The following is a 26,078-nucleotide window of genomic DNA, read 5'->3' as shown; positions in this document are numbered from 1 at the left end:
GGCCATGCGGGCGAGGGCCCGCGCCGGGACGCCGACGGGGCGCCGGACCGGTGGTCCGGCGCCCCGTGGGTCGCTGCGGCGGAGTGGCTCAGGAGGCCACGATGAGCCCGGAGGTCGCGCTGCGCGCGCGCTCCAGGCGCTGGCTCACGTCGGTCCAGTTGACGACGTTCCACCAGGCCGAGACGTAGTCGGCCTTGACGTTCTTGTACTGCAGGTAGAAGGCGTGCTCCCACATGTCCAGCATGAGCAACGGGGTCAGGCCCAGGGGGACGTTGCCCTGCTGGTCCCACAGCTGCATGACCAGCGGCTTCTGGCCGATGGAGTCCCACGCGAGGACGGCCCAGCCGGATCCCTGGATCGTGGTGCCGGCGGCCTCGAACTGGCCCTTGAAGCCGTCGAAGGAGCCGAAGTGCTCGTCGATCACGGCGGCGACGTCGCCGTCGGGACGGTCACCACCCTCGGGGGACATGTTCTGCCAGAACACCGAGTGGTTGGTGTGCCCACCCAGGTTGAACGCCAGGTTCTTCTCCAGCATCGGCACCGTGGCGAAGTCTCCGGAGTCGCGGGCCGCGGCCAGCTTCTCCAGGGCGGTGTTGGCCCCGTCGACGTAGGCCTTGTGGTGCTTGGAGTGGTGCAGCTCCATGATCTCGGCGCTGATGTGCGGCTCGAGGGCTGCGTAGTCGTAGGGAAGGTCGGGAAGGCTGTACGTGCTCACGGCAATCTCTCCTGATCTGGCCGGATAGCGGACCTGCCCGACTATAGCCGCGGGGCCGGCGGCACGCCCGGCGAGGGCCGGGGCCACAGGGGGCCCTGCAGAGGGCCGTCGAGCCGGTCCCCTGTGATCCTGCCGCACACTGGGGGCATGACGCGATCACGTGCGACCGACATCGCCACGGGCGCCCTGGGGATGCTGCTGCTGATCGTGCTGGCGCTCGGCGTGCTGTGGTGGGTGGTGACGACGCCGGCCGGCGAGCAGGCCGGCACCCCCACCACGCCCGCGGTCCGGGAGGACCCCGGGACACCAGGGCAGGAGCCGCCCACCGACCTCGCGGACGAGGAGGTGTGGCTCGCGGACGTGGACATCGCCGCCGGGACGGTGGTCCTTCCCGACTCGACCCTCCGGGACGTCCAGGCCGTCGGCCGGGGGGTGCGCTCCGGTGGCGAGGGGTTGGTCGTCGACGACCTGGAGGTCCAGGCGACGGTGCCGTTCGCCGACGTGGCCTCCGAGCTCGGCGGGGACTCCGTGGTCCGACCTGCGGACGACGGCCAGGCCTCGGTGGTGCGGACCGTCGAGGTGCTCGGCAGGGAGCTGACCGCCGTCGCGACGGGCACCGTGGAGGTCGTGGACGGGTTGCTGGTCGTGGAACCGCGGGCCATCGACATCGGCGGACCGGACGTGCTCTCACGCGCCGTCGCCGCCGTCGTGCGCCGGTTCGTCACCATCGAGCATCCCATCGAGGGGCTCCCGGAGAACCTGGTGCTGCGGGACGTCGAGGTCCAGGACGACGGCTTCCGGGCCGACCTGCGGGGGCAGGACGTGGTGCTCGCGGACGGTGGCCCGTAAGGCTGCACCTACGCCACACTGGTCGATGAGGTCCTCATGGCCAACCAGAGCAGCGGTGAGCTCAGGGGTCTGGGCACGGCGAAGAGCGATGGGCGCGCGCTGGAACACGCGACTGACGGCCATCGTCGGAAACCTGAGCGTCCGGTGCAACCAGGAGGTCGCACCAGGCGCGTGAACAGGGGTGAACGAGGCGTCAGTCGACGTGGGCGTGCTCCCGCGATCCCGCCGTGGCGGTGGTGCCCTCGTTGGCGGGCCCGGCGATCAGGGCGTCGATGCTCCACCGGCCGGCGCCGAACGCGGCGACCGGGACGAGCGCAGCGGCGATGGTCAGGACGAGTCCATAGCCACCGGTCTCGACGAAGGGGCCGTTGGGCAGGGGCACCAGGATGATCGCACCGGTCATGCTGATCAGGTTGATCAGGGCGAAGACCGGGGTGAGCATCCCGAGAACGAGGGCCGCTCCCCCGATGATCTCGGCCAGCATGGTGAACCACGCGACCAGACCTGCGGCGGGAACGCCCATCTCGGCGAACGCGCTGGAGGTGCCGGTCGGCGTGAACTCGAAGGCCTTCCGAAGGCCGTGCATCGGCAGATCCACCATCTCTTGCAGGGGGAGCACCCGCTCGTTGGACGCGGAGACTCCAGCTCCCGGCGTTCTGACAGCCAGCCGGCTGGGTCGGTGATGTCAGGCCGTGTTGTCGAGGATGAGTCGGATGGCGTCGTCTGGTGCGTCCCACTGGGGGAAGTGGCCGCACCGCTTGAACCAGTGCAACGCCGCATCCGGGAAGGCCGCCACGGCACGCGACGCCTGTCGGGGCAGGGTCACAAGGTCGCGGCGGCCCCAGCCGATGGTGGCCCGACCAGGCAGGGTGCCGGCTGGGGCTCCTGCCTGCTTGGGCCCCTTCGTCAGAGCGTCCATGGCCGGACCTGTGGCCGGCGCCTCTGCCAGCCCGCGCACGTCCGGCAGCACCGTCTGGGCCGACAGGGCCCAGGGCCGGGCGGAGAACTGCGCCAGCAGTGCCGTTCGCGTGACCGGATTGCCCAGCATGGTGGGCAGCACCTTGTGCAGCGCGCCGACGGCCTTGATCGATGGCCGCAGCGTGGCGCTGAAGACGGCGACTTCGCGGTCGGTCCAGAAACCGCCCGGATCCAGGGCGACGGTGTCGCCGCCGACCCCACGGCGGGCGAGCTCGAGCACGATCCGGCCACCCATGGACTGGCCCGCGGTGGAAACCCTGCCGAGGCCCTGCTCGCGGATGAACTCCTCGACCGCGTCGGTGAGGGTCGCGATCGAGACCTCACCGGTCAGCGGTGGGGTCTGGCCGAAGCCGGGCAGGTCGACCGCGATGACCTCGCGTTGCGCGGCCAACCCGTCCAGGATCGGGGTCCAGGACCGCCAGCCCGCGCCGAGGCCATGTACCAGCAGCAACGGGCTGCCGCTGCCACGCCGAATGTGATTCAAACCCATGGATGGAATGTTACGGGGGTTAATCTGACGGCGGTTCGGTTCACTCGCCGGATCCACCACCGTCCCTGCGCGGTAACCCCCACATCGACGCGCACCCTCGGCCAGGTCGAGCACGGCCGGGACCTGCCCGCGGTTGCGCTCGGGCTGGACGCTGGCGGCCTGGCGGTCACATGGGTCCCGGTGCGCCGAGCCGCCTGAGGGCGGCGGAGCTCCAGGCACGCTCACGGCACGACGGGGAAGCAGAAGGGCCGTGAAACCGCGTATCCGCAGGTCAACGGCCCTTCGTGTCATGGTCGGGGTGACAGGATTTGAACCTGCGACCTCTTCGTCCCGAACGAAGCGCGCTACCAAGCTGCGCCACACCCCGTGGCTGTGCAGCCGTCGACCTTCGTCGCCGGACAGCGTCGACAATGCTAACCCACGGCGGGGTGTCCTCCCAATCCGCTCGCGCCGCCGGCCGGCGGACAGGACTCAGGAGGTCGGAAGCAGGGTCAGCAGGGTCGCGCCGGGACGGCAGGCGAAGCGGAACGGGGTGTACGGGTTACCACCCAGTCCGGCGGAGACGTGCAGCCAGGCCGCGTCCGCGGGCGCGTCGGACGACGGGGTCGCACCCGCTCCCGGCCACCACCGGGACAGGCCTGCGGCCCTGGAGGTGTCGAGGTCGCAGTTCGTCACCAGGGCACCGTGGCCGGGCACCTGCAGCTGCCCTCCGTGCGTGTGGCCCGCGACGAGCAGCCGCGCCCCGTCCCTGCTCATCGCGTCCAGCACACGCTGGTATGGCGCGTGCGTCACCCCGATCGTCAGGTCTGCCTCGCCGTCGGCAGGCCCGGCAACCGCTGGATAGTCGTCGTACTCCAGGTGGGGGTCGTCGACCCCCACCAGCTCGAGCCGGACGCCGGCGACGTCGAGCCGGGTCCGCGCGTTCGTCAGGTCGATCCACCCGCGGCCCGTGAGAGCCTCCAGCAGGTCCTCCGTGGGCAGCCTCGACCCGTCACCCGGATCGGCCGACCCCGGGCCGTGCTGCCCGGGAACCGGTCTGTCGGACCGAACCGGGCGTTCGTGACTGTCGTCGAGGTAGCGCAGCGGGTTCTTCAGACCCGGCGCGAAGTAGTCGTTGCTGCCGAGCACGAAGGCGCCCGGCACGTCGAGCAGCCCACCGAGGGTGTCCACCAGGGCGGGCACGGCGTCGTGGGCCGCCAGGTTGTCACCGGTGTCCAGGACGAGGTCGGGGCGGAGGTCGGCCAGCCGGCTGACCCAGGCCCGCTTCACCGACTGGCGCGGGACCAGGTGCAGGTCGGACACGTGCAGCACCCGCAGGGGAGCGGTTCCTGCCGGCAGGCAGGGCACCTCCTCCCTGCGCAGGGCGAACCACCGGGGCTCCACCCAGGTGGCGTAGGCCGCCCCCGCCGCCGCCAGCCCCGTACCCGCGGCGGCCCCGCGCCATACCCGTCCGTCCATGCCCCGATCCTCCCAGGTGGCTCGCGCGTACCGGAGCAGGACCGCCCCACGGTCGGACCGCGTCTGGGGCTCGGGCGGACCGGAGCAGAACCCTCCCACGGTCGGACCGACGTCGGGGGATCCGGCCGGCGACGGTGAGACACTGGCGCCATGACCGAGCAGAGCGGACTCAAGGCGACCCTCCAGCACCACCTCACCGAGGCGATGCGCTCCCAGGACAAGGTGCGCGCGGGGACGCTGCGGATGGTGCTGACCGCCGTGACCACCGAGGAGGTCGCCGGCAAGACGCACCGCGAGCTTTCCGAGGAGGAGCTGCTGCGCGTGGTCGGCAAGGAGGCGAAGAAGCGCCGGGAGGCCGCGGAGGCCTACGCCGACGCCGGTCGGCCCGAGCTCGCCGAGCGGGAGGAGGCCGAGCTGGCGGTGCTGCAGGAGTACCTCCCCGCCCAGCTCGACGACGCCGAGCTGGCCGAGATCGCCACCCGTGCGGTGGCCGAGCTGGGCGTCGCCGGACCGGCGGCGATGGGGCAGGTGATGAAGGTCGTCCAGCCGCGCGTCGCTGGACGGGCCGAGGGTGGCCGGGTGGCGGCCGCCGTCAGGGCGGCGCTCGCCGGCTGACCCGACCGCTCCCCTCCGGGCCGGTGCCCGCGGCACCGGAGAGACGACGAAGGCCCCCGGATGTCGGGGGCCTTCGTCGTGCTCAGATCAGCCGTCGTCCTGCCCGGGCGGTCCGTCACCACCGGGCCCCTCACCGGGCGGCTCCTCCTCGGGCGGGGGTTCCGGCGCAGGCGCCGGTGCGGGGGCCGGGGCCGGCTCGGCCTCCTCCTCGGGCGGCGGCTCGGCGGCCTCGGGGGGCTCGGGCTCGGCGGGCGGGTCGGGCTGGCTCGGCGGCGGCGGGGGCGCCGCCGGCTGCTGGGGCGGTGCCGGCTGGGCAGGCTGGGGTGCCGGCTGCTGGGGCGGCGCTGGCTGCTGGGGCGCGGGCTGAGCAGCAGCGGGCGTGAAGCCGTTGGAGACGTGCAGCACCACCGAGGTGGTCGTCCGGATCGAGGAACCCACCCCCGGGGTGGTGTACAGGACGGTGCCCTCGGGACTGCTGGACCCCACCTGCTGGACGGAGGCGGTGAGCCCCTCCTCGCGCAGCGCCTCGCGCGCCTCCTCCTCGTCCATGCCGATCACGTCGGGGATCGTGACCCGCTTGCCGTTGAGGATCTCGTCGGACGGCTCCTCCCAGTCCTCGACCGGCAGGTCGGCGTGCGCCATCTCCATGATGGCCTTCCACGTCGGGGCGGCCAAGGAGGACCCGAAGAGCGGTCCCTCGATGAAGCGGTCCCCGATCTGCATGTCCGACCGTTCCTCACCGAGGACGGCCCCGGTGGGCACGCCCACGAAGACGGCGGTCGACAGCTGGGGGGTGAACCCGGCGAAGTAGGTGTGGCTGGAGTTGTTGTTCGTCCCCGTCTTGCCGGCGGCCGGCCGGTCACCGTCCAGGATCGCGGTCCAGCCCGAGCCGGTCATCTGGACGACCTCCTTGAGCAGCTCGACCGTCCCCAGGGCCACCTCCTCGTCGATCACCCGCTCGCACCCGGGAGTCTCGAGGGGGATCTCCTCACCGCTGCTGTCGACGATCTTGGTCACGGGCAGCGGGGGGCAGTAGACCCCGCCGGCGGCCAGCGCGGCGTAGGAGGTCGCCACGGTCATCGGGGAGGCGTAGTCGGACCCGAGCACGATCGACGGCGGGAAGGGGCTGAACTCCTCGCCCGTGGCGGCCCGCAGGCCCATCTCGGTCATCGTGTCGACGATGTCGCACGTGCCGACCTGGGAGGCGAGGGTGGCGAAGGCGGTGTTGACCGACAGGCCGGTCGCCGTGCGCAGCTCGATCTCCGGGTCGTGGTTCTGGTCCAGGGCGTTGCGGACGGTCCAGTAGTCCTCCCCGATCGTGCAGTCCTCCTGGAAGTCCTCCTTCTGGAAGACCCCGACCGGGTGGGTCTCACCCTCCGGCTGAGGCGGGTCGTCGTCCTCGGGGTTGTCCAGCCACACGCCGTTCTCGTCGGCCAGGCCGGGTTCGGCGATCTCCAGGGTCGTCTCGACCGGAACGCCCTTCTCGAGCGCCTCCACGACCGTGTAGGTCTTGGCCACCGAGCCGATCTCCATCCCGCCGGGGCCGCCGTACTCGGTGTCGACGTTCCAGTTCACCGACGTGCTGCTGACCTTGTCCCCCGACTCGTCGAAGGAGTACTCGCTGGACTGGTTGAAGGCGAGCACGTGGCCGGTGCCCGGCTGGATGATGGTCGCGGCCGAGGCGACGTTGTAGTCGTTCTGGGGGGTCGCCTCCCGCAGGATCTCGCCGAGCTCGTCCGACAGCTCGCGGTCCAGCGTGGTGGTGATCGTCAGTCCCTCGGTGGTCAGCCGCTCGAACCGCTCGTCCTGGGTCGCGCCCAGGGCGGGCTGCTGCAGCAGCCAGGCGGTGACGTAGTCGCAGAAGTAGGGGTTGCGCGAGTTGATGCACGATCGCTGGCTGTCGGTCAGCGTCAGCTCGATCTCGCTCTCGCGGGCGGCCTCCCACTCCTCCTCGGTGATCATCTCCAGGGCCACCATCTTGTCCAGCACGGTGTTGCGGCGGGCGGTGGCCACCTCGACGTCGGCCACCGGGTTGGTGGTCGTGGGCGCGCGCACGATGCCGGCCAGGGTCGCCGACTGCGCGATGCTGAGGTCCTTGGCGCGCACGTCGAAGTAGTGCCGGGCGGCCGCCTCGACGCCGTAGACGTTGTCGCCGTAGAAGGCCAGGTTGAGGTACCCCACGAGGATCTCGTCCTTGGTGAGCCGCTCCTCGAGCGTGACGGCGTACTTGAGCTCGCGCAGCTTGCGGATGTAGCCGTCCATCCCGGACCGGGAGTTGAGCTGCTGGAGGGCGTCGGCGTCCTGCTCCTTGATGGCCTCCGCCTGCAGCGCCATCTTGATGTACTGCTGGGTCAGGGTCGACCCGCCCTGGGTGTTGTCCGTGGTCGCGTTGGAGACGACCGCCCGCGCCAGGGCCTCCACGTCCATGCCGCCGTGGTCGAAGAAGCGCTCGTCCTCGATGGCGACCTGGGCGTCCTTCATGTGCTGGGAGATCTCGTCGCTCTCGACGATGATGCGGTTCTGCTTCGCCGGCGTCGCCAGGATCGATCCGTCGGCGGCCAGGATGCGCGACTGCTGGGCGAGCGGGTTCTGCTCCAGGTCCCCGGGCAGGCGGTCGAACATGCCGACGCCCTCCCGCGCGGCCAGGCCGGCGGCGCCGACGACGGGTGCCGCCAGGCCTGCGGCGATGACCCCCATCAGCACGGACACGGCGAGGAAGATCCCCAGCAGCGAGGTCACCTTCGCGGCAGACAGAGCAGAGCGCATCCGACCACGGTACGGGAGGATCCTGGAAATCCCCGAGGAACCGCGGTCACGGACGGGAGTCGGCGAGGCGGTCGAGGGCGGAGGTCAGCACGGGGAAGGTCGACGCCTCCGGGTCGACGAGGGCGAAGTGGTCCACGCCGGGCAGCTCGACGAGCTCGTCCCTCCCCTCCGTCCCGGCCGCGGCCCACCAGCTCAGGGACACCGCCACCGGCACCTGTGCGTCGTCCTCCCCGTGCACCACCACCACGGGGTATGGCGTGCGCCCCAGGCTCGCGGGGTCCGCCACCGCGTAGCGCCCGGGGACCTGCTCCGGCCCGCCGCCGAGGAGGTCCTGCACCGCCCCGTCGTCCAGGTCGAGCCCGGCCGCCAGGCGCAGGTCGAGGACCCCCGCGAGGCTGACCGCCCCGGACACGCCCCGGGCCGCCGGCTGGTGGAGGAGCCAGACGGCCAGGTGGCCCCCGGCGGAGTGGCCGACGAGGACGACGGGGACGCCGGGGTCGTGCTGCGCCCGGACCGCGGCCAGGGCGGTGAGCAGGTCGGCAGACGTGCCGGGCCAGCCTCCCCCGGGCATCCCGGAACGGACGTACTCGGGGAGCGCGACGGCATACCCCTGCTCGGCCAGGGCGTGCGCGAGGGGGCGCAGGTGCGCCCGGTCCCACTCGGCCCGCCAGAACCCTCCGTGGACGAGGACGACGAGCCCGCGGGCCGACGGCGCGGTGGAGGGCGGGTCGAAGAACTCGCAGACCTGGTGCTCCTCGCGGCCGTACCGCAGCTCCCTCCCCGGCGGTGCCCACCGGTCCAGGACGTCGCGTCCGGTCACCACGTCCACCTCCCTCCGCCTCCCGGCCGGTCCTCCCGCCCGCCGGCGGGGTGCTGGTCCGGCGTCCCTGCTTGTAGTGTCCAGGCATGAGCATCCAGCAGTGGGAGTACGCCACCGTCCCCCTCATCATCCACGCGACCAAGCAGATCCTCGACCAGTGGGGCGAGGACGGCTGGGAGCTGGTCCAGGTCGTGCCCGGACCGGACGGCACCAACCTCGTCGCCTACCTGAAGCGCCCCAAGGGCTGAGAGGACACGTCATGAGCACCGTCGAGCAGCGCCTGGCCGAGCTGGGCCACTCCGTCCCCGAGGTGGCCGCCCCGGTCGCCGCCTACGTCCCCGCCGTCCAGCACGGCGACCTCGTCTACACCTCGGGCCAGCTGCCGTTCGTGGACGGTGCGCTGCCCACGACCGGCAAGGTCGGCGAGGGCGAGGGGCTGGTGGGCCCGCAGGAGGCCGCGCGGCTCGCCGGCCTGTGCGCCCTCAACGCGATCGCCGCGGTGAAGTCCGTCGTGGGTGACCTGGACCGCGTCGTCCGCGTCGTCAAGGTCGTCGGCTTCGTGGCCAGCGACCCGGCGTTCACGGGTCAGCCGAAGGTCGTCAACGGCGCCTCCGAGCTGATCGGCGCGGCGTTCGGCGACGCCGGCGTGCACGCCCGGTCAGCGGTCGGCGTGGCCACGCTGCCGATGGACACCCCCGTCGAGGTCGAGATCACGGTCGCCGTCCGCGACTGACGTCGTCGTGACGGACGTGGAGGACCCCCGGCCCTACCGGGACCTGCCGATGCCCGAGGTCGTCGAGGGGCACTCCCGGGCCTGGCTCGCGACCGAGCCGGCCCGGCGGCAGGTGGCCCGGCCCCGTCCTTCGGCCACGGTCATGCTCCTGCGCGAGGCGTCCGCCGGACCCGGGGTGGAGGTGTTCGTCCTGCGCCGTGCGGCCACGATGGCCTTCGCGCCGGGCATGGTCGCCTTCCCCGGAGGGGGCGTCGACCCCCGGGACGCCGACCAGGACGTCCCGTGGGCCGGCCCGTCCCCGCTCCGGTGGGCCGAGCTGCTCGGCACGGGGGAGGACGTCGCCCGCGAGCTGGTCACCGCCGCGGCGCGCGAGGTCTTCGAGGAGTGCGGGGTCCTGCTCGCGGGCCCGGGCCCGCACGAGGTGGTGGCGGACGTGGCTGGTCCCTCCTGGCGCCAGGAGCGTCAGGCGCTGCTGGACCGCACGCAGAGCTTCGGCGAGCTGCTGGCCCGTCGCGGGCTGGTGCTGCGCACCGACCTGATGGCTCTGCGGGCCCACTGGACCACCCCCGTGTGCGAGCCACGCCGCTACGACACCCGTTTCTTCGCCGCCAGGATGCCCCGGGGGCAGCGGGCGGACGGGGAGACCACCGAGGCCGAGCGGAGCTCCTGGTCCGCGCCGGCCGAGGTCCTCCAGCACCAGCAGGTGGGACGGGAGATCCTGCTTCCGCCCACGCAGGTCATGCTCGAGCAGCTCCGCGAGGTGCAGGACCTCGACGCCTGGCTGGCCGGACCCGTCGCGGTCCACCCGGTCCGTCCGTGGCCGGTCGAGCACGACGGACGGCTGTGGATGCGCTGCCCGGTGGACGCCGCGGGGCACGGGGTCCCGGCCGCGGTGGTCCCGTGAGACCGGGCGCGGCCGCCGACCCCGGCTGGACGGGGGGCGCGTGGGGTGAGCGCGCCGTCTGCGTGCTGTGCCCCAACCCCTCCCCGATGACCCTGGAGGGCACCAACACCTGGGTGCTGGGTGAGCCCGGCGGCGGGGACGTGGTCGTCGTCGACCCCGGCCCCGCGGACGAGACCCACCTGCGGGCGGTCCTGTCGCACGTCTCCGGGCAGGGCCGACGGGTGGCCCTGACCCTGCTGACCCACGGGCACGCCGACCACGCCGAGTCGGCCCCTCGGTGGGCGGAGCTGACGGGGGCGCCGGTGCGCGCGGTCGGGCGCGGGCACGACGACCTGGCTCCCGGCGAGCACCTGCAGGTCGACGGTCTCGAGCTCCTGGTGGTGCCCACCCCGGGGCACACCGCCGACTCGCTCTCCTTCCTGCTGCCCGCCGAGCAGGTGCTGCTCACCGGTGACACCGTCCTGGGCCGGGGCACGACGGTCGTCGCCTATCCCGACGGGGACCTCGCCTCCTACCTGGACTCCCTGGAGCGGCTGGCCCGCCTGACCGGGTCCGGGGCGGCGACCAGCATCGCGCCAGGGCACGGGCCGGTGGTGCCGGACGCCGCCGGCACGGTGGAGTTCTACCTGGACCACCGGCGCGAGCGGCTGGACCAGGTGCGGGCGGCGGTGGCCCGGCTCTCGGACGGGGCCGCCCGCTCGTCCCCGTCGACGACGCCCGCCCGATCGTCCCTGTCGACGGACGGCCGCGACCTGGCGGACCTGGTCGTGGCGGAGGTCTACGCGGACGTGCCGCGCGCGGTGTGGCCGGCGGCCCGCCTGTCGGTCCTGGCCCAGCTGGACCACCTCGGCGAGCTCTGAGGGCAGGGGCGGCGCCTCAGCGCGCGCGGCGGCGCAGCCGGTCCACGTCGAGGAGGGTCACGGACTTGGCGCCCAGGCTGATCCACCCCCGGTGGGCGAAGTCCGCCAGGGCCTTGTTGACCGTCTCCCGGCTCGCTCCGACGAGCTGGGCCAGCTCCTCCTGGGTCAGCTCGTGGGCGACGAGCAGGCCGTGCTCGCCGCGACGGCCGAAGCGCTCGGCCAGGTCGAGCAGCGCCTTGGCCACCCGCCCGGGCACGTCGGTGAAGACCAGGTCCGAGATGCCCTCGTTGGTCCGGCGCAGGCGGTGGGCCAGCCCGGCGAGCATCTGCATCGCGACCTCGGGGTGGTCCGCCAGGAACAGCCGAAGCGCGTCGTTGCCCAGGGAGATGAAGTCGGCCGTGGAGACCACGTAGGCGGTCGACAGGCGCGGGCCGGGGTCGAACAGGCTCAGCTCGCCGAACATCTCGCCCGGGCCGAGCACCTGGAGCAGGCTCTCCCGTCCGTCGCCCGAGGTGCGCGACAGCTTCACCTTGCCGCTGATGACCACGTAGAGGGAGTCCCCGGGGTCGCCCTCATGGAAGACGACCTCGCCCCGGGCCAGCTGGTGGGGGGTCATCGAGTCGGCGAGCCGTCGCGCGGCCTCGTCGTCGAGGGCCGAGAACAGGGGCGCCTTCATCACGATCTGCCGGTCCACGTGCACATACTGCCACCACCGGTGCTCGTCACGGGTGAGCGGGTGTGTCGCGCGTCACGTCTACGCTGGGAGCGTGAGCAGCGCGAAGACCCCCACCGCCGGTGACCGGACCACCTCCGCCGAGCGGGGCACCTCCACCGGCGAGTCCTCCCTGGCGCTGACCCGCCGGGCCCGGCGCACCTACCGCGTCCTGGCCGCGCACTACCCCGACGCCCGGTGCGAGCTGGACTTCGCCGACCCCTTCCAGCTGCTGGTGGCGACGGTGCTGTCGGCTCAGACGACCGACCGTCGTGTCAACGGGGTCACCCCGACGCTGTTCGGCCGCTACCCCGACGCGTTCGCGCTCGCCGTGGCGGAGCGCGCCGACGTGGAGGCGATCATCCAGCCGACGGGCTTCTTCCGGGCCAAGACGGAGAGCCTGCTGAAGCTGGGGGCCGCGCTCGTGGAGCGCTTCGACGGCAGGGTGCCCGGACGGCTCGGGGACCTGGTCACCCTGCCCGGGGTGGGACGCAAGACGGCCAACGTCGTGCTCGGGGACGCCTTCGGCGTGCCCGGCCTCACCGTGGACACGCACGTGGGTCGGCTGGTCCGTCGGCTCGGGTGGACGGAGGAGACCGACCCGGTGGCGGTCGAGCACGCCGTCGGCGGCCTCTTCCCGCGCCGGGACCTGACGCACCTGTCGCACGTGCTCATCTTCCACGGGCGGCGCACCTGCCACGCCCGGCGACCGGCCTGCGGGGCCTGCCCGGTGGCGTCGCTGTGCCCGTCCTCCGGGGTGGGGGAGACCGACCCCGCGGCCGCCGCTCGACTGGTGCGGACCGAGGCGCGGGCGTGACGGCATACCCCGTGCCGGAGTGGTTGCGGGCCTTCGCCGGCTCGGTCCCGGGCCTGGACGGGGACCGTTTCAGCCGCTTCCTGCCCCCGCCCGAGGGTGGGCGTCGGCACTCCGCCGTCCTGGTGCTCTTCGGACCGGACACGGCCGGTGGTGACCCCGAGGAGTCCCGCGTGGTCATCACCGAACGGGCGCACAGCATGCGCAGCCACGCGGGCCAGCCGGCCTTCCCCGGCGGGGCCACCGAGCCCGGGGACCGTCACCCCACCGACACCGCGCTGCGGGAGGCATGGGAGGAGATCGACCTGGACCGGGACGGCGTCGAGGTCCTCGCCGAGCTGCCGACGCTGCACATCCCGGTCAGCGGCTTCGACGTGACACCGGTGCTGGGGTGGTGGCGGTCGCCGGACCCCGGATCGTTGTGGGCCAAGGACCCGCGGGAGGTGGCGCGGGTGGTGCAGCCCACGGTCGGGGAGCTGGTGGACCCGGCCCGACGCTTCCTGGTCCGTCATCCCAGCGGCTTCGTCGGTCCGGCCTGGGACGTGGAGGGCCTGCTGGTGTGGGGGTTCACCGCCGGGATCCTCGACCGCGTCCTCGACCTGGCCGGCGTATCCGGACCCTGGGACACCGGCCTGGTGCGGGACCTGCCTGCCTGAACCGTCGGGACGGGACGGGAGGGGCGTGACGGCCGGGCAGGAGTGCCGGCCGAGGACGCGGCCGAGGAGGCTCGGAGGGTCAGACGGAGGTCGTCGTGCTCGTGCTCGCCGGGACGGGGGCGCCGCCCGTCGTCGGCGGACCCTTGAGCTGAGCCGGGGCCGTCTTGAGGGTCTCCACGGTGCGCTGGGCCTGGGTGATCGCCTTCTCCGGCTTGCCCTTGACCTGGGTGATCTGCTTCTTGCCGATGAGGGCGAGGATGCCGGCGACCAGGAAGAGCACCGCCGCGACGATGAGCAGGCCGGCCCACCACGAGAGCCAGATGGCGATGACGCCGGCGAGTCCGAGCAGGAGCAGCCCCAGCCCGTAGAGGGCGAGCACACCGGCCCCCGCGAACATCCCCGCACCCTTGCCCGCGTGGGAGACGTCCTGCTTGATCTCAGCCTTCGCGAGCTCGATCTCGCCCCGCATGATCTGCGACAGGTCGGTGGAGACGTCGCTGACGAGCTGTCCGATGGTGCGCTCACCGGTCGTGCCGGTGTAGGGCTGCTTGCCGGGGTCAACAGGAGTGGCCATGGCTTGGATGCTAACGCCTGACCGGGGCACGTGCAGGTCCGGGCCGCCCGCGCGGCCCCGCGGGCGGCCCCCGGACGCGGGACGGTGCCCGCCCAGCACCCCCTGTACGTGCCGGGCAGGCACCGTGTCGACCCCGGTCCCGTGACAGCCGGTGGGCCGGCCCGTGGGCGGCTCCGCGTCGATACCGAGCACGATGCCACAGGGGGTGGGCCCTCACCAGAGGTCCCAGGTCACGATTTGGCAAGGAGGTCGGCCCGTGCGGCCGAGGGCCCCCTGGGGCGGGCCTCCTAGAGTGGACCCGTGCCCGCCCCGCTCTCCGCCCTCCGTCAGCTCTCCGACCTGCCGGGGGTGGGCGAGGGTGTCGAGGAGGCCCGGGAGGCCTGCACCAGGCTGCGCTGGCACCAGGCGCTGCGGCGCCGCATCCCCGAGGCGGCCGCGGAGTCCCGGGTCCGGGGCGCCACGGCCAGCGCGATGCTCGAGGGGGCCGAGCCCGCGGGCTCCACCCTCAGCTCCCAGGTGGTGCGGGACATGGTCCGCGGCGGCGTCGACCTTCAGGAGCGGGCGGACGACCCGGTATGGCGCGTGCTGGCGGGGGTCGTGCGCGCGACCGCCGCGACCGAGCACGTGGGCGCCGGTCAGCTGCGGTCCCCTGCCCAGGTGCTGGCGGCGCTGCACGCCGCGGCGACCGGCGACCTGCTGCCGATGGACCAGGTGGGGCGACCCCGGACGTCGGGGGAGGAGTGCCGCGAGTGGACCGAGCTCGGGCCGCCGCCCGGACCGGTCGAGGTGCAGGAGCGGCTCTCGGCCGTCCACCAGGTCGTCGCCTCGGTGGTCGGTGGTGGGGCCCCCACGCTCGTCGCCGCCGCGGTCGTGCACGCCGAGATCGTGACGGTGCGGCCGTTCGTGGCCGGAAACGGCGTGGTGGCCCGCGCGCTGGAGCGGTGCATGCTGCGGGTCGGTGGCCTGGACCCCACCGGGGTCGCGGTCCCCGAGGTGGGCCACGCCGACCGGGCGGGGACGGACTACCGCGGAGCGCTCGGGGCCTACGCCGGCGGCGGTCCGGACGGTGTCCGCCTGTGGCTCCTGCACAGCGCCGAGGCCGTCCGACGGGCCTCGGCGGAGGGGACGCGGATCGCCGACGCGGTGCTGGCCGGACGGCTGGTCTGATCCACCGGTCCCGTAGTTGCATCCCGACCGATCAGCGGTGCATACTGAAGGAACAGCGCTCCTCGCAAGAGTCGTAGCGCGGGCGTTCAAGGTCATCCCCCCCTGACCTTGGACGTCGACGGCCCCGGCCCCCCCGCCGGGGCCGTCCCCTTTCCCCCGCCGGGCCGTCCTCTCGTGCGTCGGGAGCCCGCGTGGCCCCGGGTGACCCGACCGTTGCCGTCGGTGGGCAGATCCCGTTCCTGTCGCGGTGCCCCGACCGTCTGCGCGTCGCCGGCATGCCGTCCGGTCCACATCCGGTGGGTGCTCGCTGGCGCTCTCCACACCCCATCCCCGCGCCCTTGGCCGGTCCTGGTGGACCGCCCAGGGTGGGGCGCATGGACGCACCTCCTCCCGACGGCTCCGTCGACGTCGCCCGCACACCGCCTGCCGTGGTGGCAGCGCTGGGACCGTTGGCCGCCCTGGTGGAGGACCGCGGGGTGACGGACGTCCTCGTGAACGGGGACAGCGGGGTGTGGGTCGACCGTGGTGCAGGGGTGGAACGGTCCACGGTGGTGCTCCACGACGACCGCAGCGTGCGCCGCCTGGCGGTCCGCCTGGCGGGCCTCGCCGGGCAGCGGCTCGACGAGTCCAGCCCGTGGGTCGACGGTCTGCTCCCGGGTGGCATCCGGCTGCACGCGTTGCTGCCACCCCTGGTGGACGGCGCGGCCCACGTCAGCCTGCGGGTCGCGCGTCGGCTGGCTCCGGACCTCGGGCAGCTGCGGGCCTGGGGGGCGCTGGACGACCACGGGCTGGGCGTGGTGCGGGCGGTGGTCGCCGCCCGTCGCTCGTTCGTCGTCACGGGCGGGACCGGGTCGGGCAAGACCACCCTCCTGGCGGCGATGCTGGCAGAGGTGCCGGCCACCGAACGGATCGTCGTCGTGGAGGACGTGCGCGAGCTCCAGGTGGACCACCCGCACGTCGTCCACCTGCAGGGCCGGACGAACAACGTGGAGGGTCGCGGGGGCGTCACCCTCACCACGCTCGTGCGCCAGAGCCTGCGGATGAGACCTGACCGGCTGGTCGTCGGCGAGGTGCGGGGGGCCGAGGTGCGGGAGCTGCTGGGGGCGCTGAACACCGGTCACGAGGGGGGTGGTGGAACCCTGCACGCCAACACGGCGGGTGACGCCGTCGTCCGGATGGAGGCGCTCGGTGCACTGGCCGGGATGAGCCGGGAGGCCGTCCACGCCCAGCTGACCAGCGCCATCGACGTGGTCCTGCACGTCGCCCGACGCGCGGACGGCGCCCGACACCTGCAGCAGGTCGCGGTGCTCTCCCGGCCGCGGCCGGGCCAGCCGGTCGCCAGCGTCCCTGCGCTCACCCGTGGAGGCGACGGGTGGAGCCGGGGAGCGGGACGCGTCGCGCTGGAGGAGCTCCTGGGAGGGACGGGGTGGTCCTCATGACCGGCGGTGCGACGTTGCTCGGAACGGCACCCGGCCTGCCCGTCGTCCTCGCCATGCTGGTGGCCGCCTCCGCCGTCCTCGTGCGACCGGACCCGCAGGAACCGGGCGGGGCCGCCGACGACAGGGGTCCCCGGAACGTCCGGGGCCCCCGGGACGAGCGGTCGCGGTCCCGGGTGCGCTCCGTGGTCCGGCGGGGGCTGGAGCGGGTGCCGGCGGTGGCGCGGGGACGGGCCGGGGCCGAGGAGGTGCTGCTGCTGGACGGGCTGGCGGCCGCCCTGGAGGCGGGGCTGCCGACCGGTCGCGCCGTGCACCTGGCGCTGGGGCCCGCCCAACCACGAGGTGGGAGCGCCCGGGCCTGGGACGAGCTGCGGCGAACCGCTGACGAGGGCCAGCCGCTGGCACCGGTCTGGGCGCGCGTGGCGCGCCGGACCGGCAGCCCCACCGTCGCGGCGGTGGCCAGGGCCTGGACGGTCGCCGGCGCGACCGGCGCGCCGCTGGCCGCGGCCGTGCGCACCAGCGCCGAGGCGGCCCGGGAACGTCGGCGCCTGCACCGGGCGGTGGAGGTGGCCACCGCCGGGGCGAGGGCCACGGCCCGGGTCCTGGCCCTGCTGCCGGTGGCCGGTCTGGGGATGGCCGCGCTGCTGGGGATCGGCCCGCGCGAGCTGTACGCCCACCCCCTCGGGGCCGGCGCGGCGGTGACCGGGGTCGTCCTGCTCGTGGGCGGGCACCTGCTGGTGGGGCGCATGGTCGCCCGCGTGGTGGGGCGGGTCGCGTGACGCCGGGGTCGGGCTGGGCCGCTGCGGTCCTCGTCCTCGCCGCCGTGCTCTGCTGGCCGTCCGGGCGGACGTGGACACCGGCCCGGACGGAGCCCGGACGTTCCGGGGGGCGGCGCACCTGGCACCCGGGCGGTGCGCGAAGGATGGCGACCCCCACGCGTGGTCCGGTCCTCGTCGCCGAGGCGCTCGAGCTCATCGCCCTGGCCCTGCAGGGTGGTGGCTCCGTGGCCCAGGCGCTCCGGACGGTCGGAGCCGTGATCCCCGGGCCGCCCGGTCGGGAGCTGCAGGACGTCGCCACCGCCCTGCACCGGGGGGAGGACCCCGACGAGGCGTGGGGGTTCGTGGACGCCTGCTGGACACCCGGCGCCCGCAGCCTGCGGCTGGCCCAGGCCGCAGGGGTGGCGCCCGGGGAGGCGCTGGTGGGGGCGGCGCGGGACCTGCGCAGGGAGGCCGTGGCCGACGTCGAGGTCGGGGCTGCCCGCCTGGGCGTCCGGCTCGTGGTCCCGCTCGGTCTGGCCTACCTGCCCGCGTTCGTGCTCATCACCGTCGTCCCGGTCGTGCTCGCACTGACCCGGGACCTGACCTGGTAGGCGCTGCTCTGCGCGCCACCGCCACAGACGTGCGTCCCACCCGGGGACGCACCCACGAAGGAGGGGAACCATGAGAAAGAGCACGATCACCCTGGCGACCGCGGTGCGGGAGCTCAGGAGGGGGAGGGAGTCGGGGATGTCCACGGCCGAGTACGCGGTGGGCACCATCGCCGCGTGCGCGTTCGCGGCCCTGCTGCTGGCCGTGGTCAAGTCGGGCGCCGTCGAGGGCCTGGTCACCACGGTCATCACCACCGCGCTGTCGGTGTCGCTGTGACCCGGCGCGGGCGCCGGGTCCACGACCGGGGGATGAGCACGGCCGAGCTGGCCGTGGCTCTTCCTGCTGTCGTGCTGGTGCTCGCGCTGTGCCTCACCGCGATGACGCTGGCCGTGGACCAGGTCAGGGTCGAGGACGCAGCGCGCGCCGCGGCGCGCGCTGCGTCCAGCGGTGAGTCCGCGGCCGCCGTCGGGCGCATCGTGGAGGAGCTCACCCCCGAGGGGTCCCTGCTGGGCGTCTCCTCCGGCGGGGAGGAGGTCGTGGTGACCGTCGAGGCGCCGGCCCGGGCCTCGTGGCTGGGACTGCTGCCGCCCGCGCGCGCCAGGGCCGTGGCCCGGTGGGAGCCGGGGGCCCGCCCGTGACCGTCGACGGGGTACTGGCGGTGTCCCGTCCCATCCGCGTCCGGCTGCCGCGCGCCGCGGACCGCGGCGCGGGGACCGTCCTGGGGGTCGGGCTGGTGGGCGTGCTCGCGACCCTGCTGCTCGCGGGAGCCCTGGTCGCCTCGGTGGCCGTGACGGGTCAGCGGGCGAGGACGGCAGCCGACCTGGCGGCCCTGGCGGCGGTCGGGGAGGTGCTCGCGGGCACGTCCGAGGGGGAGGCCTGCGGGCTCGCGGGGCGGGTGGCCCGGCGCAACGGGGCCGAGCTCGACCGCTGCCGGGCCGGGACCGACGCCGCCGGTCTCCCACGGGTGCAGGTGGTCGTCAGCCGGACGACGGCGGGAGGCCGGTGGACCGTGGAGCGCAGGGCTTCGGCCGGAGTGGTGCCCGATCGCTCAGCGGTCCAGGTCGAGCCGGCTGCGGTCCTGGGAGGACGCCGGCCCTGACGTGGTGCCGGGGCCCCGGGCCGTGCCCGTCCCCGTCGTCCCCGTCGTCCCCGGGCGCGGTGCCCTGCGGTCCAGGGAAGACGCGTCGTCGGTGCGGACGGCCCGACGGTCGGCCTCCTTGGCCTGCTTGCGCAGCTCCCGCACCTCGCGGGACCGCCGGGCCTTGGCACGCGCGCCGGTGCCGACCATCCAGAACCCCAGGGCGGCGACCGCCAGGGTCGCAAGCCCGGCCAGGTAGATCCAGAGCGGGGGAATCTCCAGGTTGAGCACGCCGTAGTCGATGCTGACGGCGGCCGCCCCCGCCGTGGCCAGGAGCATGTAGGCGACGACCGCGGCGGCGACGAGGATGAGGAGCAAGCCGATGATGAGCATCGCGAAGCCTTTCCTGGACGGGTCGGCGCCGGCCCGAGGCCGGTCGTCGGGTGTCTGTCGAGGCTATCGGACGGGGCGACGACCGGCGAGGCGGGGCGACCCGCTCCGCCCGTCCTGACGTGGCCGGATCCGCCTCCGGAGGCCTCTGCCGCAGATGCCGTCGACCCCCGGGGCTGTCGCCCGGCGGGTCGTCAGCCGGCGGGCCCGTGAGCCAGGCGGGACCCTCAGCCGGCGGGACCCTCAGCCGGCGGGGACGGCGACGGCCCGTTCGGAGAGCAGGTGCGAGATCACCGCGGCCGCCGCGGTCCGGTCCAGCGGGTCGTTGCCGCTTCCGCAGCTCGGTGACTGGACGCAGGCGGGGCACCCGGTGGCGCAGCCGCACCCCTCGACCAGGTCGTGGGTGGCGGTCAGCCACGTGGACATCTCGCGGTAGCCGCGCCGGGCGAAGCCAGCACCCCCGGGTCGCCCGTCGTAGACCATGACGGTGGGACGCCCGGTGTCCGGATGGTGCGCGGTGGACAGGCCGCCGACGTCCCGGCGGTCGCACGTCGCCACCAGCGGCAGCATGCCGATGCTGGCGTGCTCGGCGGCGTGCAGCGCGCCGGGGACGTCCTCCTGAGCCACGCCGGCCAGGGCCAGCTCCTCCTCGGGCAGCGCCCACCAGACGGCCTGGGTGGTCATGGAGCGCTCCGGCAGGTCGAGCGGGTGGGTGCCCAGCACGGTCCCGTCGGGCAGCACGCGCTGGAACGACACGACCCGGTGGGTGACCTCCACGGTGCCGGTGCTCACCGTGGCGGCGCCCCACACCTGCTCCTCCTGCACGACGCGCACCCTGAAGTCGCCCTCCGTGCGCGGACGGGTCGTCCAGCCGGGGTCCCCGGTCACGACGAGCGCGACGCCGGACTCCAGGTCCAGGTCGGTGACGACGTGGACGCCGCCCTGGTGGACGTAGACCGCGCCCGCGTGCACGGTGGTGAGGGCGCGGTCCTCGTCCACCGTGCCCAGGACGCGACCGGTCGCGGTGTCGACGATCTGCACGGGCTGGCCGGCGTCGCGCAGCTGCAGGTGGTCGCCCGGCCGGTCGGACCGGGCCCAGTACCACCCGGTCGGGCGCCGACGCAGCAGACCGGCGGCGACGAGCTGCTCGGCCAGGTCGGGGACGGTGGGACCGAACCACCGCACGTCCTCGCGCGTCAGCGGAAGCTCGGCAGCAGCGGCGGCCAGGTGGGGAGCCAGCACGTAGGGGTTCTCCGGATCCAGGACGCAGGCCTCGACGGGAGCATCGACGACGAGCTCGGGATGGGCCAGCAGGTAGCTGTCGAGCGGGTCGTCCGCGGCGACCAGGACCGCCAACGACGGCGATCCCCGGCGGCCCGCCCGGCCGGCCTGCTGCCAGAAGGAGGCCCGGGTCCCGGGCCACCCGGCCATGACGACGGCGTCCAGGCCGGCCACGTCGATCCCCAGCTCGAGGGCGCTCGTGGCCGCCAGCCCCAGCACCCTGCGCTCGCGCAGGGCCGACTCCAGCGCCCGGCGCTCCTCAGGGAGGTAGCCGCCCCGGTAGGCCGCGACGAGCCCGGGACGGCGCTCCCCGCCGTCGGCCAGCTCGTCCCGGGCGCGGCCCGCGACCACCTCCACACCCTGCCGGGACCGGGCGAAGGCGACCGTCTGCACCCCCACGTCGACCAGGTCCGCGAGCAGCCCCGCGGTCTCGGCCAGGGTGCTGCGCCGACGACCGTCCTCCAGCTCGGGGGGCTGCCACAGGGCCAGCACGGCCTCCTGCCGGGGGGAGCCGTCCTCGGTCACGGCCCGCACCTCCTGGCCGGTGAGCGCCCGGGCCAGGGCCTGCGGCTCGGCGACGGTGGCCGAGGCCAGCACCAGCGTCGGACGGGCGCCGTACCGCGCGGCCACCCGCAGGAGCCGACGCAGCACCGCCGAGACGTGGGCACCGAAGACCCCGCGGTAGACGTGGCACTCGTCGACGACCACGTAGCGCAGGGCCCGCAGGAACGCCCGCCACCGCTCGTGGCCCGGCAGCAGCGTGTGGTGCAGCAGGTCGGGGTTGGTCAGGACGTAGTGCGCGTGCTCGCGGACCCAGCGCCGCTCCTCCGGAGGGGTGTCCCCGTCCAGGGTGGCGACCCGCACCCCGGGCACCGCGAGGGCGTGCAGCCGAGCGGCCTGGTCGGCGCCGAGGGCCTTGGTGGGGGAGAGGTACAGGGCCGTGGCTCCCCGGCCGCTCGCGGCGTCCGCCCCCTCGACCACGGCCGTGAGGACGGGGAGCAGGTAGCCCAGCGACTTGCCCGAGGCGGTGCCGGTGGCCACGACAACGTGCTCGCCCGCCCTGGCCAGCTCGGCCACCCGGGCCTGGTGCTCCCACAGCTCGCCGATGCCCGCACCCTGCACGGCCGCGGTGACGGGCGGCGCCACCCAGGTGGGCCACGGTACGGTGCGGGCCTCCCGCGCGGGGACCGTGCGGACGTGGACGAGCCGCCCGGCACGCGTCCCCCGGGCCAGGTGCGCCAGGACGGCGCGCGGATCGAGGTGCTGCGGGTCGGGGTGCTGCGGGTCGGGGTGCTGCGGGTCGGCGTGCTGGTCCATGACGCCGCCCACGGTACGACGACGGGCTGACACACCCCGGCCCCGGACGAACGGGGCTGGACCCGGTCACTACAGTGACCACCAACACCCGTGGGGGGAGACTCCCCCGCGCCGTCGACCCGCAGCGCTGCGGGCCAGCTCCAGGAGGCTGTTCCATGACCCCAGTCCGTGCCGTGACCGAGGTGACGCTCTCGGGCACCGACACCTCGATCGTGATCGTCGTGCTCAGCATCGCCGTCGTCGCGCTCGTGTTCGGATTCATGTTCCGGCGCGAGGTGCTGGCCGCCTCCCCCGGGACCGCCTCGATGCAGGAGATCGGCGGAGCCGTCCAGGAGGGGGCCTCGGCCTACCTGCAGCGGCAGTTCAAGACCCTCGGCATCTTCGCCGTCGTGGCGTTCTTCCTGCTGATGGCACTGCCCGCCGAGGACACCTCCGTCCTCGTCGGACGGTCGGTGGCCTTCATCTTCGGCGCCGGGTTCTCCGCGGCCATCGGCTACCTGGGCATGAACCTGGCCACGGCCGCCAACATGCGCGTCGCCGAGGCGGCGCGGCACGGCAGCCGCGACGAGGGCATGCGGATCGCGTTCCGCACCGGTGGCACGGTGGGCATGGCCACCGTCGGCCTCGGCCTGTTCGGTGCGGCCCTGGTGGTGCTCCTCTACGGGGGCGACGCCCCCGTGGTCCTCGAGGGCTTCGGCTTCGGCGCGGCGCTGCTCGCGATGTTCATGCGGGTGGGCGGCGGCATCTTCACCAAGGCCGCCGACGTCGGCGCCGACCTGGTGGGCAAGGTCGAGGCCGGCATCCCCGAGGACGACCCCCGCAACGCCGCGACCATCGCCGACAACGTGGGGGACAACGTCGGCGACTGCGCCGGCATGGCCGCGGACCTGTTCGAGTCCTACGCCGTCACGCTCGTCGCCGCGCTCATCCTCGGCACGGCCGCGCTCGGCAACGAGGGCGGCCTGACCTTCCCCCTGATCATCCCCGCCATCGGGGTCCTCACGGCCATCCTGGGGGTCTACATCACCAAGGCCACCCCGGGCGTCAACGCCCTGCGCTCCATCAACCGCAGCTTCTACATCTCCGCCGGCATCGCCGCCGTCGCCTCGGTCGTGGCCGCGTTCGTCTTCCTGCCCACCGACTCCGCGGAGCTGGGCGTCGCCGCCCAGGGCCAGCCGTTCGGCGGCATGGACGGCGTGGTCGACGTCAACCCCGCGCTCGGCGCGGCCGTGGCGGTCGTCATCGGGATAGTCCTGGCCGCGTTCATCCTGTGGCTGACCGGCCACTTCACCGGAACCGAGTCCAAGCCGACCAACGACGTCGCCCGCACCTCGCTCACCGGGCCGGCGACCGTGGTCCTCTCGGGCATCGGCGTGGGGCTGGAGTCGGCCGTCTACACCGCCGTCACCATCGCCATCGCCATCTTCGCGATCTTCACCCTGGGCGGCGGCTCGCTCATGCTGTCGCTGTTCTTCGTCGCGCTCGCCGGCTGCGGACTGCTGACCACCGTCGGCGTGATCGTCGCGATGGACACCTTCGGCCCGGTCTCCGACAACGCCCAGGGCATCGCCGAGATGTCCGGCGACGTCGACGGCGAGGGTGCGCAGATCCTCACCGAGCTCGACGCCGTCGGCAACACCACCAAGGCGATCACCAAGGGCATCGCCATCACCACCGCCGTGCTCGCGGCGACTGCGCTGTTCGGCTCCTACCTCAACGCCATCATCAGCGCTGTCGCCGACGCCGGGGACACCGAGGGCGCGGGGATGTGGGACCAGTTCCTCGTCTTCGACCCGCGGGCGCTCGTCGGCATGATCCTCGGCGGCGCGGTCGTGTTCCTCTTCTCCGGCCTGGCCATCAACGCGGTCACCCGCGCGGCGGGCGCGATCGTCTTCGAGGTGCGCCGCCAGTTCCGCGAGCAGCCCGGCATCATGGACTACTCCGAGAAGCCGGACTACGCCCGGGTCGTGGACATCTGCACCCGGGACTCGCTCCGCGAGCTGGCCACGCCGGGGCTGCTGGCGGTCTTCGCCCCGATCGCCGTGGGCTTCGGACTGGGCGTCGGCGCCCTCGCCGGCTATCTCGCCGGGGCCATCGTCACGGGCGTGCTCATGGCCGTCTTCCTGGCCAACTCCGGCGGCGCCTGGGACAACGCCAAGAAGATCGTCGAGGACGGCCACTACGGCGGCAAGGGCAGCGCGGCCCACGAGGCCACCGTCATCGGCGACACGGTCGGGGACCCCTTCAAGGACACCGCCGGCCCGGCCATCAACCCCCTGCTGAAGGTGATGAACCTCGTCGCCCTGCTCATCGCCCCGGCGATCGTCGGCCTGACCTACGGCGACGGGGCCAACGACCTCGTGCGCTGGGCCATCGCGCTGGTCGCGACCGCGGTGATCGTGGGCGCGGTCGTGGTCTCCAAGCGTCGGGACATCGCCATCGGTGAGGCGCCCGTGGAGGCCGGGGTCGCGTCCCGCGACTGACCCCCGCTCCCGGACGGACGAGGGCGGCACCCCCACGGTGGGGGTGCCGCCCTCTCGTCGGCGTGGCACAGTGTCCGACGTGCTCACCGCCGATCCGACCCGGATCCACGACCTGCGGGCGGACCTCGAGGACGCCGGGTATGCCGTGGACGCGCTCGCCGACCTCCTGGGTCCGGCCGCCGGCGCGGCCCTGCACCGGGACCAGCTGCTCCCCGCCCGCCGGTCGCTCGCCGGCCGCGACGAGCCGGCCGCCCTGCTGGTCCGGTTCTTCGTCCTGGGCGAGGCGCTGCCGGCCGCCCTGCTCGACCTCGCCGTGCCCCGGACCGGGGCCGCGGGCCTGCGGGCCCTGGGCCTCGTGACCAGCGGGGTCCGGGCCCCGGGCACCGCGCCGACCCGCGGTGGCCCGCCGCTCACCGCCGCCGTCGACCTGCGTCCCTACGGCGACGGCCGGCGCACCTGGTGGGTGGTCTCGGACCTGTCCGAGCTGCTGGTGGGGGGACCGCTGCCCACCTCCCACGTCCTCGGGGTCGGCGGGGCCTCGACCACGCTGGCCTCCTGGACGCCCCGTCCGCCCGTCGACCGGGCGCTCGACCTGGGCACCGGGTGCGGCGTGCAGGCGCTGCACCTGTCCGGCCACGCCCGGTCGGTGGTCGCGACCGACGTCTCGGCCCGGGCGCTGCAGATGGCCAGGTTCACGGCTGCCCTCAACGACGTCTCCCTCGAGCTCCGGGAGGGGTCGATGCTCGAGCCCCTCGGGGAGGAGGCCTTCGACCTCGTCGTGTCCAACCCGCCCTTCGTCATCACGCCGCGGCAGGAGGGCGTGCCCCGCTACGGGTACCGCGACGGCGGGCTGTCCGGCGACCGCCTGGTCGCCGACATGGTCGGTGGCATCGGCCGGCACCTGCGTCCCGGCGGCACCGCCCAGCTGCTGGCCAACTGGGAGCTCGGGCCCGGGGAGGACTGGACCGACCACGTGTCCGGCTGGCTCGAGGGGACGGGCCTGGACGCGTGGGTGGTGCAGCGGGAGGTGCAGGACGCCGAGGGGTATGCCGAGACCTGGGTCCGCGACGGCGGTTCCCGTCCCGGCACGGACGGGTTCGACCGCCTCTACGGGGCCTGGCTGGACGACTTCGCGGCCCGGGGCGTGGAGCGGGTGGGCTTCGGCGTGGTCACCCTGCAGCGGCCGGCCACCGGGCGCGGGCCCTGGCGCGACCTGGTCGACGTGCGTCACCCCGTGGCGGGCCCGATGGGGCCGGCCGTCCTCGCCGGCCTGCGCGCCCGCACCTGGCTGGCCGAGCACGACGACGACGCGCTGCTGGACGTGGCCTGGCAGGTCGCCGACGACGTCACCGAGGAGCGGGTCGGCCGCCCCGGTGCCCCCGACCCCCAGGTGATCCAGCTGCGGCAGGGCGGTGGCCTGCGCCGCACCGTGCGGCTGACGACCCTGGGGGCGGGGTTCGTGGGGGCCTGCGACGGCGACCTGACCGCCCGGCAGCTGTGCGCCGGGCTGGCGGTGCTCACGGAGGTCGCCACCCCGGTCGTCGTGGACGAGGTGCTGCCGCTGCTGCGCGACCTGGTCAAGGACGGCCTGCTGCGCTGAGCCCGTCCGGGAGCG

At 74.3% G+C, this 26,078-nt stretch carries 27 protein-coding genes and 1 tRNA gene; 17 read left to right on the top strand and 11 right to left on the bottom strand.

Going from position 1 to position 26,078, the window contains the following annotated elements; translation table 11 throughout:
- Window positions 1-88 precede the first annotated feature (88 nt).
- Window positions 89-715, bottom strand: coding sequence for a superoxide dismutase (locus ACWHYA_RS03110; protein ID WP_425939007.1), 627 nt, complete (start codon window positions 713-715; stop codon window positions 89-91).
- A 147-nt stretch (window positions 716-862) separates the two neighbouring features.
- Between ACWHYA_RS03110 and ACWHYA_RS03105 the strand changes: the two genes are divergently transcribed.
- Entirely contained in the window at window positions 863-1,564 is a 702-nt protein-coding gene (locus ACWHYA_RS03105; protein WP_425939009.1) for an LmeA family phospholipid-binding protein, read from the top strand.
- Window positions 1,565-1,757: 193 nt separating this feature from the next.
- Here the strand turns inward: ACWHYA_RS03105 and ACWHYA_RS03100 are convergent, their stop codons facing one another.
- From ACWHYA_RS03100 to ACWHYA_RS03085, 4 genes are all read right to left on the bottom strand, one after another.
- On the bottom strand, window positions 1,758-2,150 hold the full coding sequence (locus tag ACWHYA_RS03100; RefSeq protein ID WP_425939010.1) for a DoxX family protein: 393 nt from the start codon (window positions 2,148-2,150) through the stop codon (window positions 1,758-1,760).
- Between the two features lie 99 nt (window positions 2,151-2,249).
- Window positions 2,250-3,032 (bottom strand): alpha/beta fold hydrolase, encoded by a 783-nt coding sequence (locus ACWHYA_RS03095; protein ID WP_425939012.1) that lies wholly within the window; start codon window positions 3,030-3,032, stop codon window positions 2,250-2,252.
- Window positions 3,033-3,322: 290 nt separating this feature from the next.
- A tRNA-Pro gene (locus ACWHYA_RS03090) sits at window positions 3,323-3,399 on the bottom strand.
- Between the two features lie 104 nt (window positions 3,400-3,503).
- Window positions 3,504-4,490 (bottom strand): metallophosphoesterase, encoded by a 987-nt coding sequence (locus ACWHYA_RS03085; protein ID WP_425939014.1) that lies wholly within the window; start codon window positions 4,488-4,490, stop codon window positions 3,504-3,506.
- A 150-nt stretch (window positions 4,491-4,640) separates the two neighbouring features.
- Between ACWHYA_RS03085 and ACWHYA_RS03080 the strand changes: the two genes are divergently transcribed.
- Window positions 4,641-5,105 carry a GatB/YqeY domain-containing protein gene (locus ACWHYA_RS03080; RefSeq protein WP_425939016.1) on the top strand — a complete coding sequence of 155 codons (465 nt, stop codon included), beginning with the start codon at window positions 4,641-4,643 and terminating at the stop codon, window positions 5,103-5,105.
- A gap of 87 nt (window positions 5,106-5,192) precedes the next feature.
- Here ACWHYA_RS03080 and ACWHYA_RS03075 read toward each other — a convergent pair whose 3' ends face one another.
- On the bottom strand, window positions 5,193-7,871 hold the full coding sequence (locus tag ACWHYA_RS03075; RefSeq protein ID WP_425939017.1) for a transglycosylase domain-containing protein: 2,679 nt from the start codon (window positions 7,869-7,871) through the stop codon (window positions 5,193-5,195).
- 46 nt (window positions 7,872-7,917) lie between these two features.
- Window positions 7,918-8,691: an alpha/beta hydrolase family protein gene (locus ACWHYA_RS03070; protein ID WP_425939019.1), complete on the bottom strand. Its 774-nt coding sequence runs from the start codon at window positions 8,689-8,691 to the stop codon at window positions 7,918-7,920.
- 86 nt (window positions 8,692-8,777) lie between these two features.
- Between ACWHYA_RS03070 and ACWHYA_RS03065 the strand changes: the two genes are divergently transcribed.
- From ACWHYA_RS03065 to ACWHYA_RS03050, 4 genes are read left to right on the top strand one after another with little or no spacing between them, the layout of a single operon-like run.
- Window positions 8,778-8,939, top strand: coding sequence for a DUF4177 domain-containing protein (locus ACWHYA_RS03065; protein ID WP_425939021.1), 162 nt, complete (start codon window positions 8,778-8,780; stop codon window positions 8,937-8,939).
- A gap of 11 nt (window positions 8,940-8,950) precedes the next feature.
- Window positions 8,951-9,424, top strand: coding sequence for a RidA family protein (locus ACWHYA_RS03060; RefSeq protein ID WP_425939023.1), 474 nt, complete (start codon window positions 8,951-8,953; stop codon window positions 9,422-9,424).
- A gap of 7 nt (window positions 9,425-9,431) precedes the next feature.
- Window positions 9,432-10,328 (top strand): NUDIX hydrolase, encoded by an 897-nt coding sequence (locus tag ACWHYA_RS03055; protein WP_425939025.1) that lies wholly within the window; start codon window positions 9,432-9,434, stop codon window positions 10,326-10,328.
- Entirely contained in the window at window positions 10,325-11,188 is an 864-nt protein-coding gene (locus ACWHYA_RS03050) for an MBL fold metallo-hydrolase (protein ID WP_425939027.1), read from the top strand. Before ACWHYA_RS03055 ends, ACWHYA_RS03050 begins: the two co-directional genes overlap by 4 nt.
- A gap of 16 nt (window positions 11,189-11,204) precedes the next feature.
- Here ACWHYA_RS03050 and ACWHYA_RS03045 read toward each other — a convergent pair whose 3' ends face one another.
- Window positions 11,205-11,882: a Crp/Fnr family transcriptional regulator gene (locus ACWHYA_RS03045; protein WP_425939029.1), complete on the bottom strand. Its 678-nt coding sequence runs from the start codon at window positions 11,880-11,882 to the stop codon at window positions 11,205-11,207.
- Between the two features lie 151 nt (window positions 11,883-12,033).
- Here ACWHYA_RS03045 and nth point away from each other — a divergent pair, with 151 nt between their 5' ends.
- Both nth and ACWHYA_RS03035 read left to right on the top strand, forming a co-directional pair.
- On the top strand, window positions 12,034-12,717 hold the full coding sequence (gene nth / locus ACWHYA_RS03040) for an endonuclease III (protein WP_425940002.1): 684 nt from the start codon (window positions 12,034-12,036) through the stop codon (window positions 12,715-12,717).
- Window positions 12,714-13,370: an NUDIX hydrolase gene (locus ACWHYA_RS03035; RefSeq protein WP_425939031.1), complete on the top strand. Its 657-nt coding sequence runs from the start codon at window positions 12,714-12,716 to the stop codon at window positions 13,368-13,370. The genes nth and ACWHYA_RS03035 overlap by 4 nt, the downstream gene beginning before the upstream one ends.
- 79 nt (window positions 13,371-13,449) lie before the next feature.
- Here the strand turns inward: ACWHYA_RS03035 and ACWHYA_RS03030 are convergent, their stop codons facing one another.
- Window positions 13,450-13,944, bottom strand: a complete 495-nt coding sequence (locus ACWHYA_RS03030) for a phage holin family protein (protein WP_425939033.1) — start codon at window positions 13,942-13,944, stop codon at window positions 13,450-13,452.
- A 300-nt stretch (window positions 13,945-14,244) separates the two neighbouring features.
- On the opposite strand from ACWHYA_RS03030, the gene ACWHYA_RS03025 reads away from it, so the two are divergent.
- The 7 genes from ACWHYA_RS03025 to ACWHYA_RS02995 all read left to right on the top strand — a co-directional run bounded on the left by ACWHYA_RS03025 (window position 14,245) and on the right by ACWHYA_RS02995 (window position 19,013).
- Window positions 14,245-15,111: a Fic family protein gene (locus ACWHYA_RS03025; protein ID WP_425939035.1), complete on the top strand. Its 867-nt coding sequence runs from the start codon at window positions 14,245-14,247 to the stop codon at window positions 15,109-15,111.
- A 374-nt stretch (window positions 15,112-15,485) separates the two neighbouring features.
- The gene (locus ACWHYA_RS03020; RefSeq protein ID WP_425939037.1) at window positions 15,486-16,550 is read left to right on the top strand and encodes a TadA family conjugal transfer-associated ATPase; all 1,065 of its coding nucleotides are present in this window, start codon (window positions 15,486-15,488) and stop codon (window positions 16,548-16,550) included.
- The gene (locus tag ACWHYA_RS03015) at window positions 16,547-17,326 is read left to right on the top strand and encodes a type II secretion system F family protein (protein WP_425939039.1); all 780 of its coding nucleotides are present in this window, start codon (window positions 16,547-16,549) and stop codon (window positions 17,324-17,326) included. Before ACWHYA_RS03020 ends, ACWHYA_RS03015 begins: the two co-directional genes overlap by 4 nt.
- Before the next feature lie 143 nt (window positions 17,327-17,469).
- Window positions 17,470-17,916, top strand: coding sequence for a type II secretion system F family protein (locus ACWHYA_RS03010; protein ID WP_425939041.1), 447 nt, complete (start codon window positions 17,470-17,472; stop codon window positions 17,914-17,916).
- Window positions 17,917-17,986: 70 nt separating this feature from the next.
- Complete coding sequence (locus tag ACWHYA_RS03005; RefSeq protein ID WP_425939043.1) at window positions 17,987-18,190, top strand: DUF4244 domain-containing protein; 204 nt, start codon at window positions 17,987-17,989, stop codon at window positions 18,188-18,190.
- Window positions 18,191-18,222: 32 nt separating this feature from the next.
- Window positions 18,223-18,552: a TadE family type IV pilus minor pilin gene (locus ACWHYA_RS03000; RefSeq protein WP_425939045.1), complete on the top strand. Its 330-nt coding sequence runs from the start codon at window positions 18,223-18,225 to the stop codon at window positions 18,550-18,552.
- A gap of 20 nt (window positions 18,553-18,572) precedes the next feature.
- Window positions 18,573-19,013, top strand: a complete 441-nt coding sequence (locus tag ACWHYA_RS02995) for an Rv3654c family TadE-like protein (RefSeq protein ID WP_425939047.1) — start codon at window positions 18,573-18,575, stop codon at window positions 19,011-19,013.
- Here the strand turns inward: ACWHYA_RS02995 and ACWHYA_RS02990 are convergent.
- Both ACWHYA_RS02990 and ACWHYA_RS02985 read right to left on the bottom strand, forming a co-directional pair.
- Entirely contained in the window at window positions 18,963-19,385 is a 423-nt protein-coding gene (locus ACWHYA_RS02990; RefSeq protein ID WP_425939049.1) for a hypothetical protein, read from the bottom strand. The two genes, ACWHYA_RS02995 and ACWHYA_RS02990, sit on opposite strands and share 51 nt — an antisense overlap.
- 240 nt (window positions 19,386-19,625) lie before the next feature.
- Complete coding sequence (locus ACWHYA_RS02985; protein WP_425939051.1) at window positions 19,626-21,980, bottom strand: DEAD/DEAH box helicase; 2,355 nt, start codon at window positions 21,978-21,980, stop codon at window positions 19,626-19,628.
- Between the two features lie 155 nt (window positions 21,981-22,135).
- Between ACWHYA_RS02985 and ACWHYA_RS02980 the strand changes: the two genes are divergently transcribed.
- The gene (locus ACWHYA_RS02980) at window positions 22,136-24,463 is read left to right on the top strand and encodes a sodium-translocating pyrophosphatase (RefSeq protein ID WP_425939053.1); all 2,328 of its coding nucleotides are present in this window, start codon (window positions 22,136-22,138) and stop codon (window positions 24,461-24,463) included.
- A 79-nt stretch (window positions 24,464-24,542) separates the two neighbouring features.
- Window positions 24,543-26,063 carry a DUF7059 domain-containing protein gene (locus tag ACWHYA_RS02975; RefSeq protein WP_425939055.1) on the top strand — a complete coding sequence of 507 codons (1,521 nt, stop codon included), beginning with the start codon at window positions 24,543-24,545 and terminating at the stop codon, window positions 26,061-26,063.
- The last annotated feature ends 15 nt before the right edge of the window (window positions 26,064-26,078 follow it).

The organism is Ornithinimicrobium carbonis (assembly GCF_977012275.1).
Note: the sequence above shows the minus strand (reverse complement) of the source record. Positions and strands in the feature narration are given on the sequence as shown.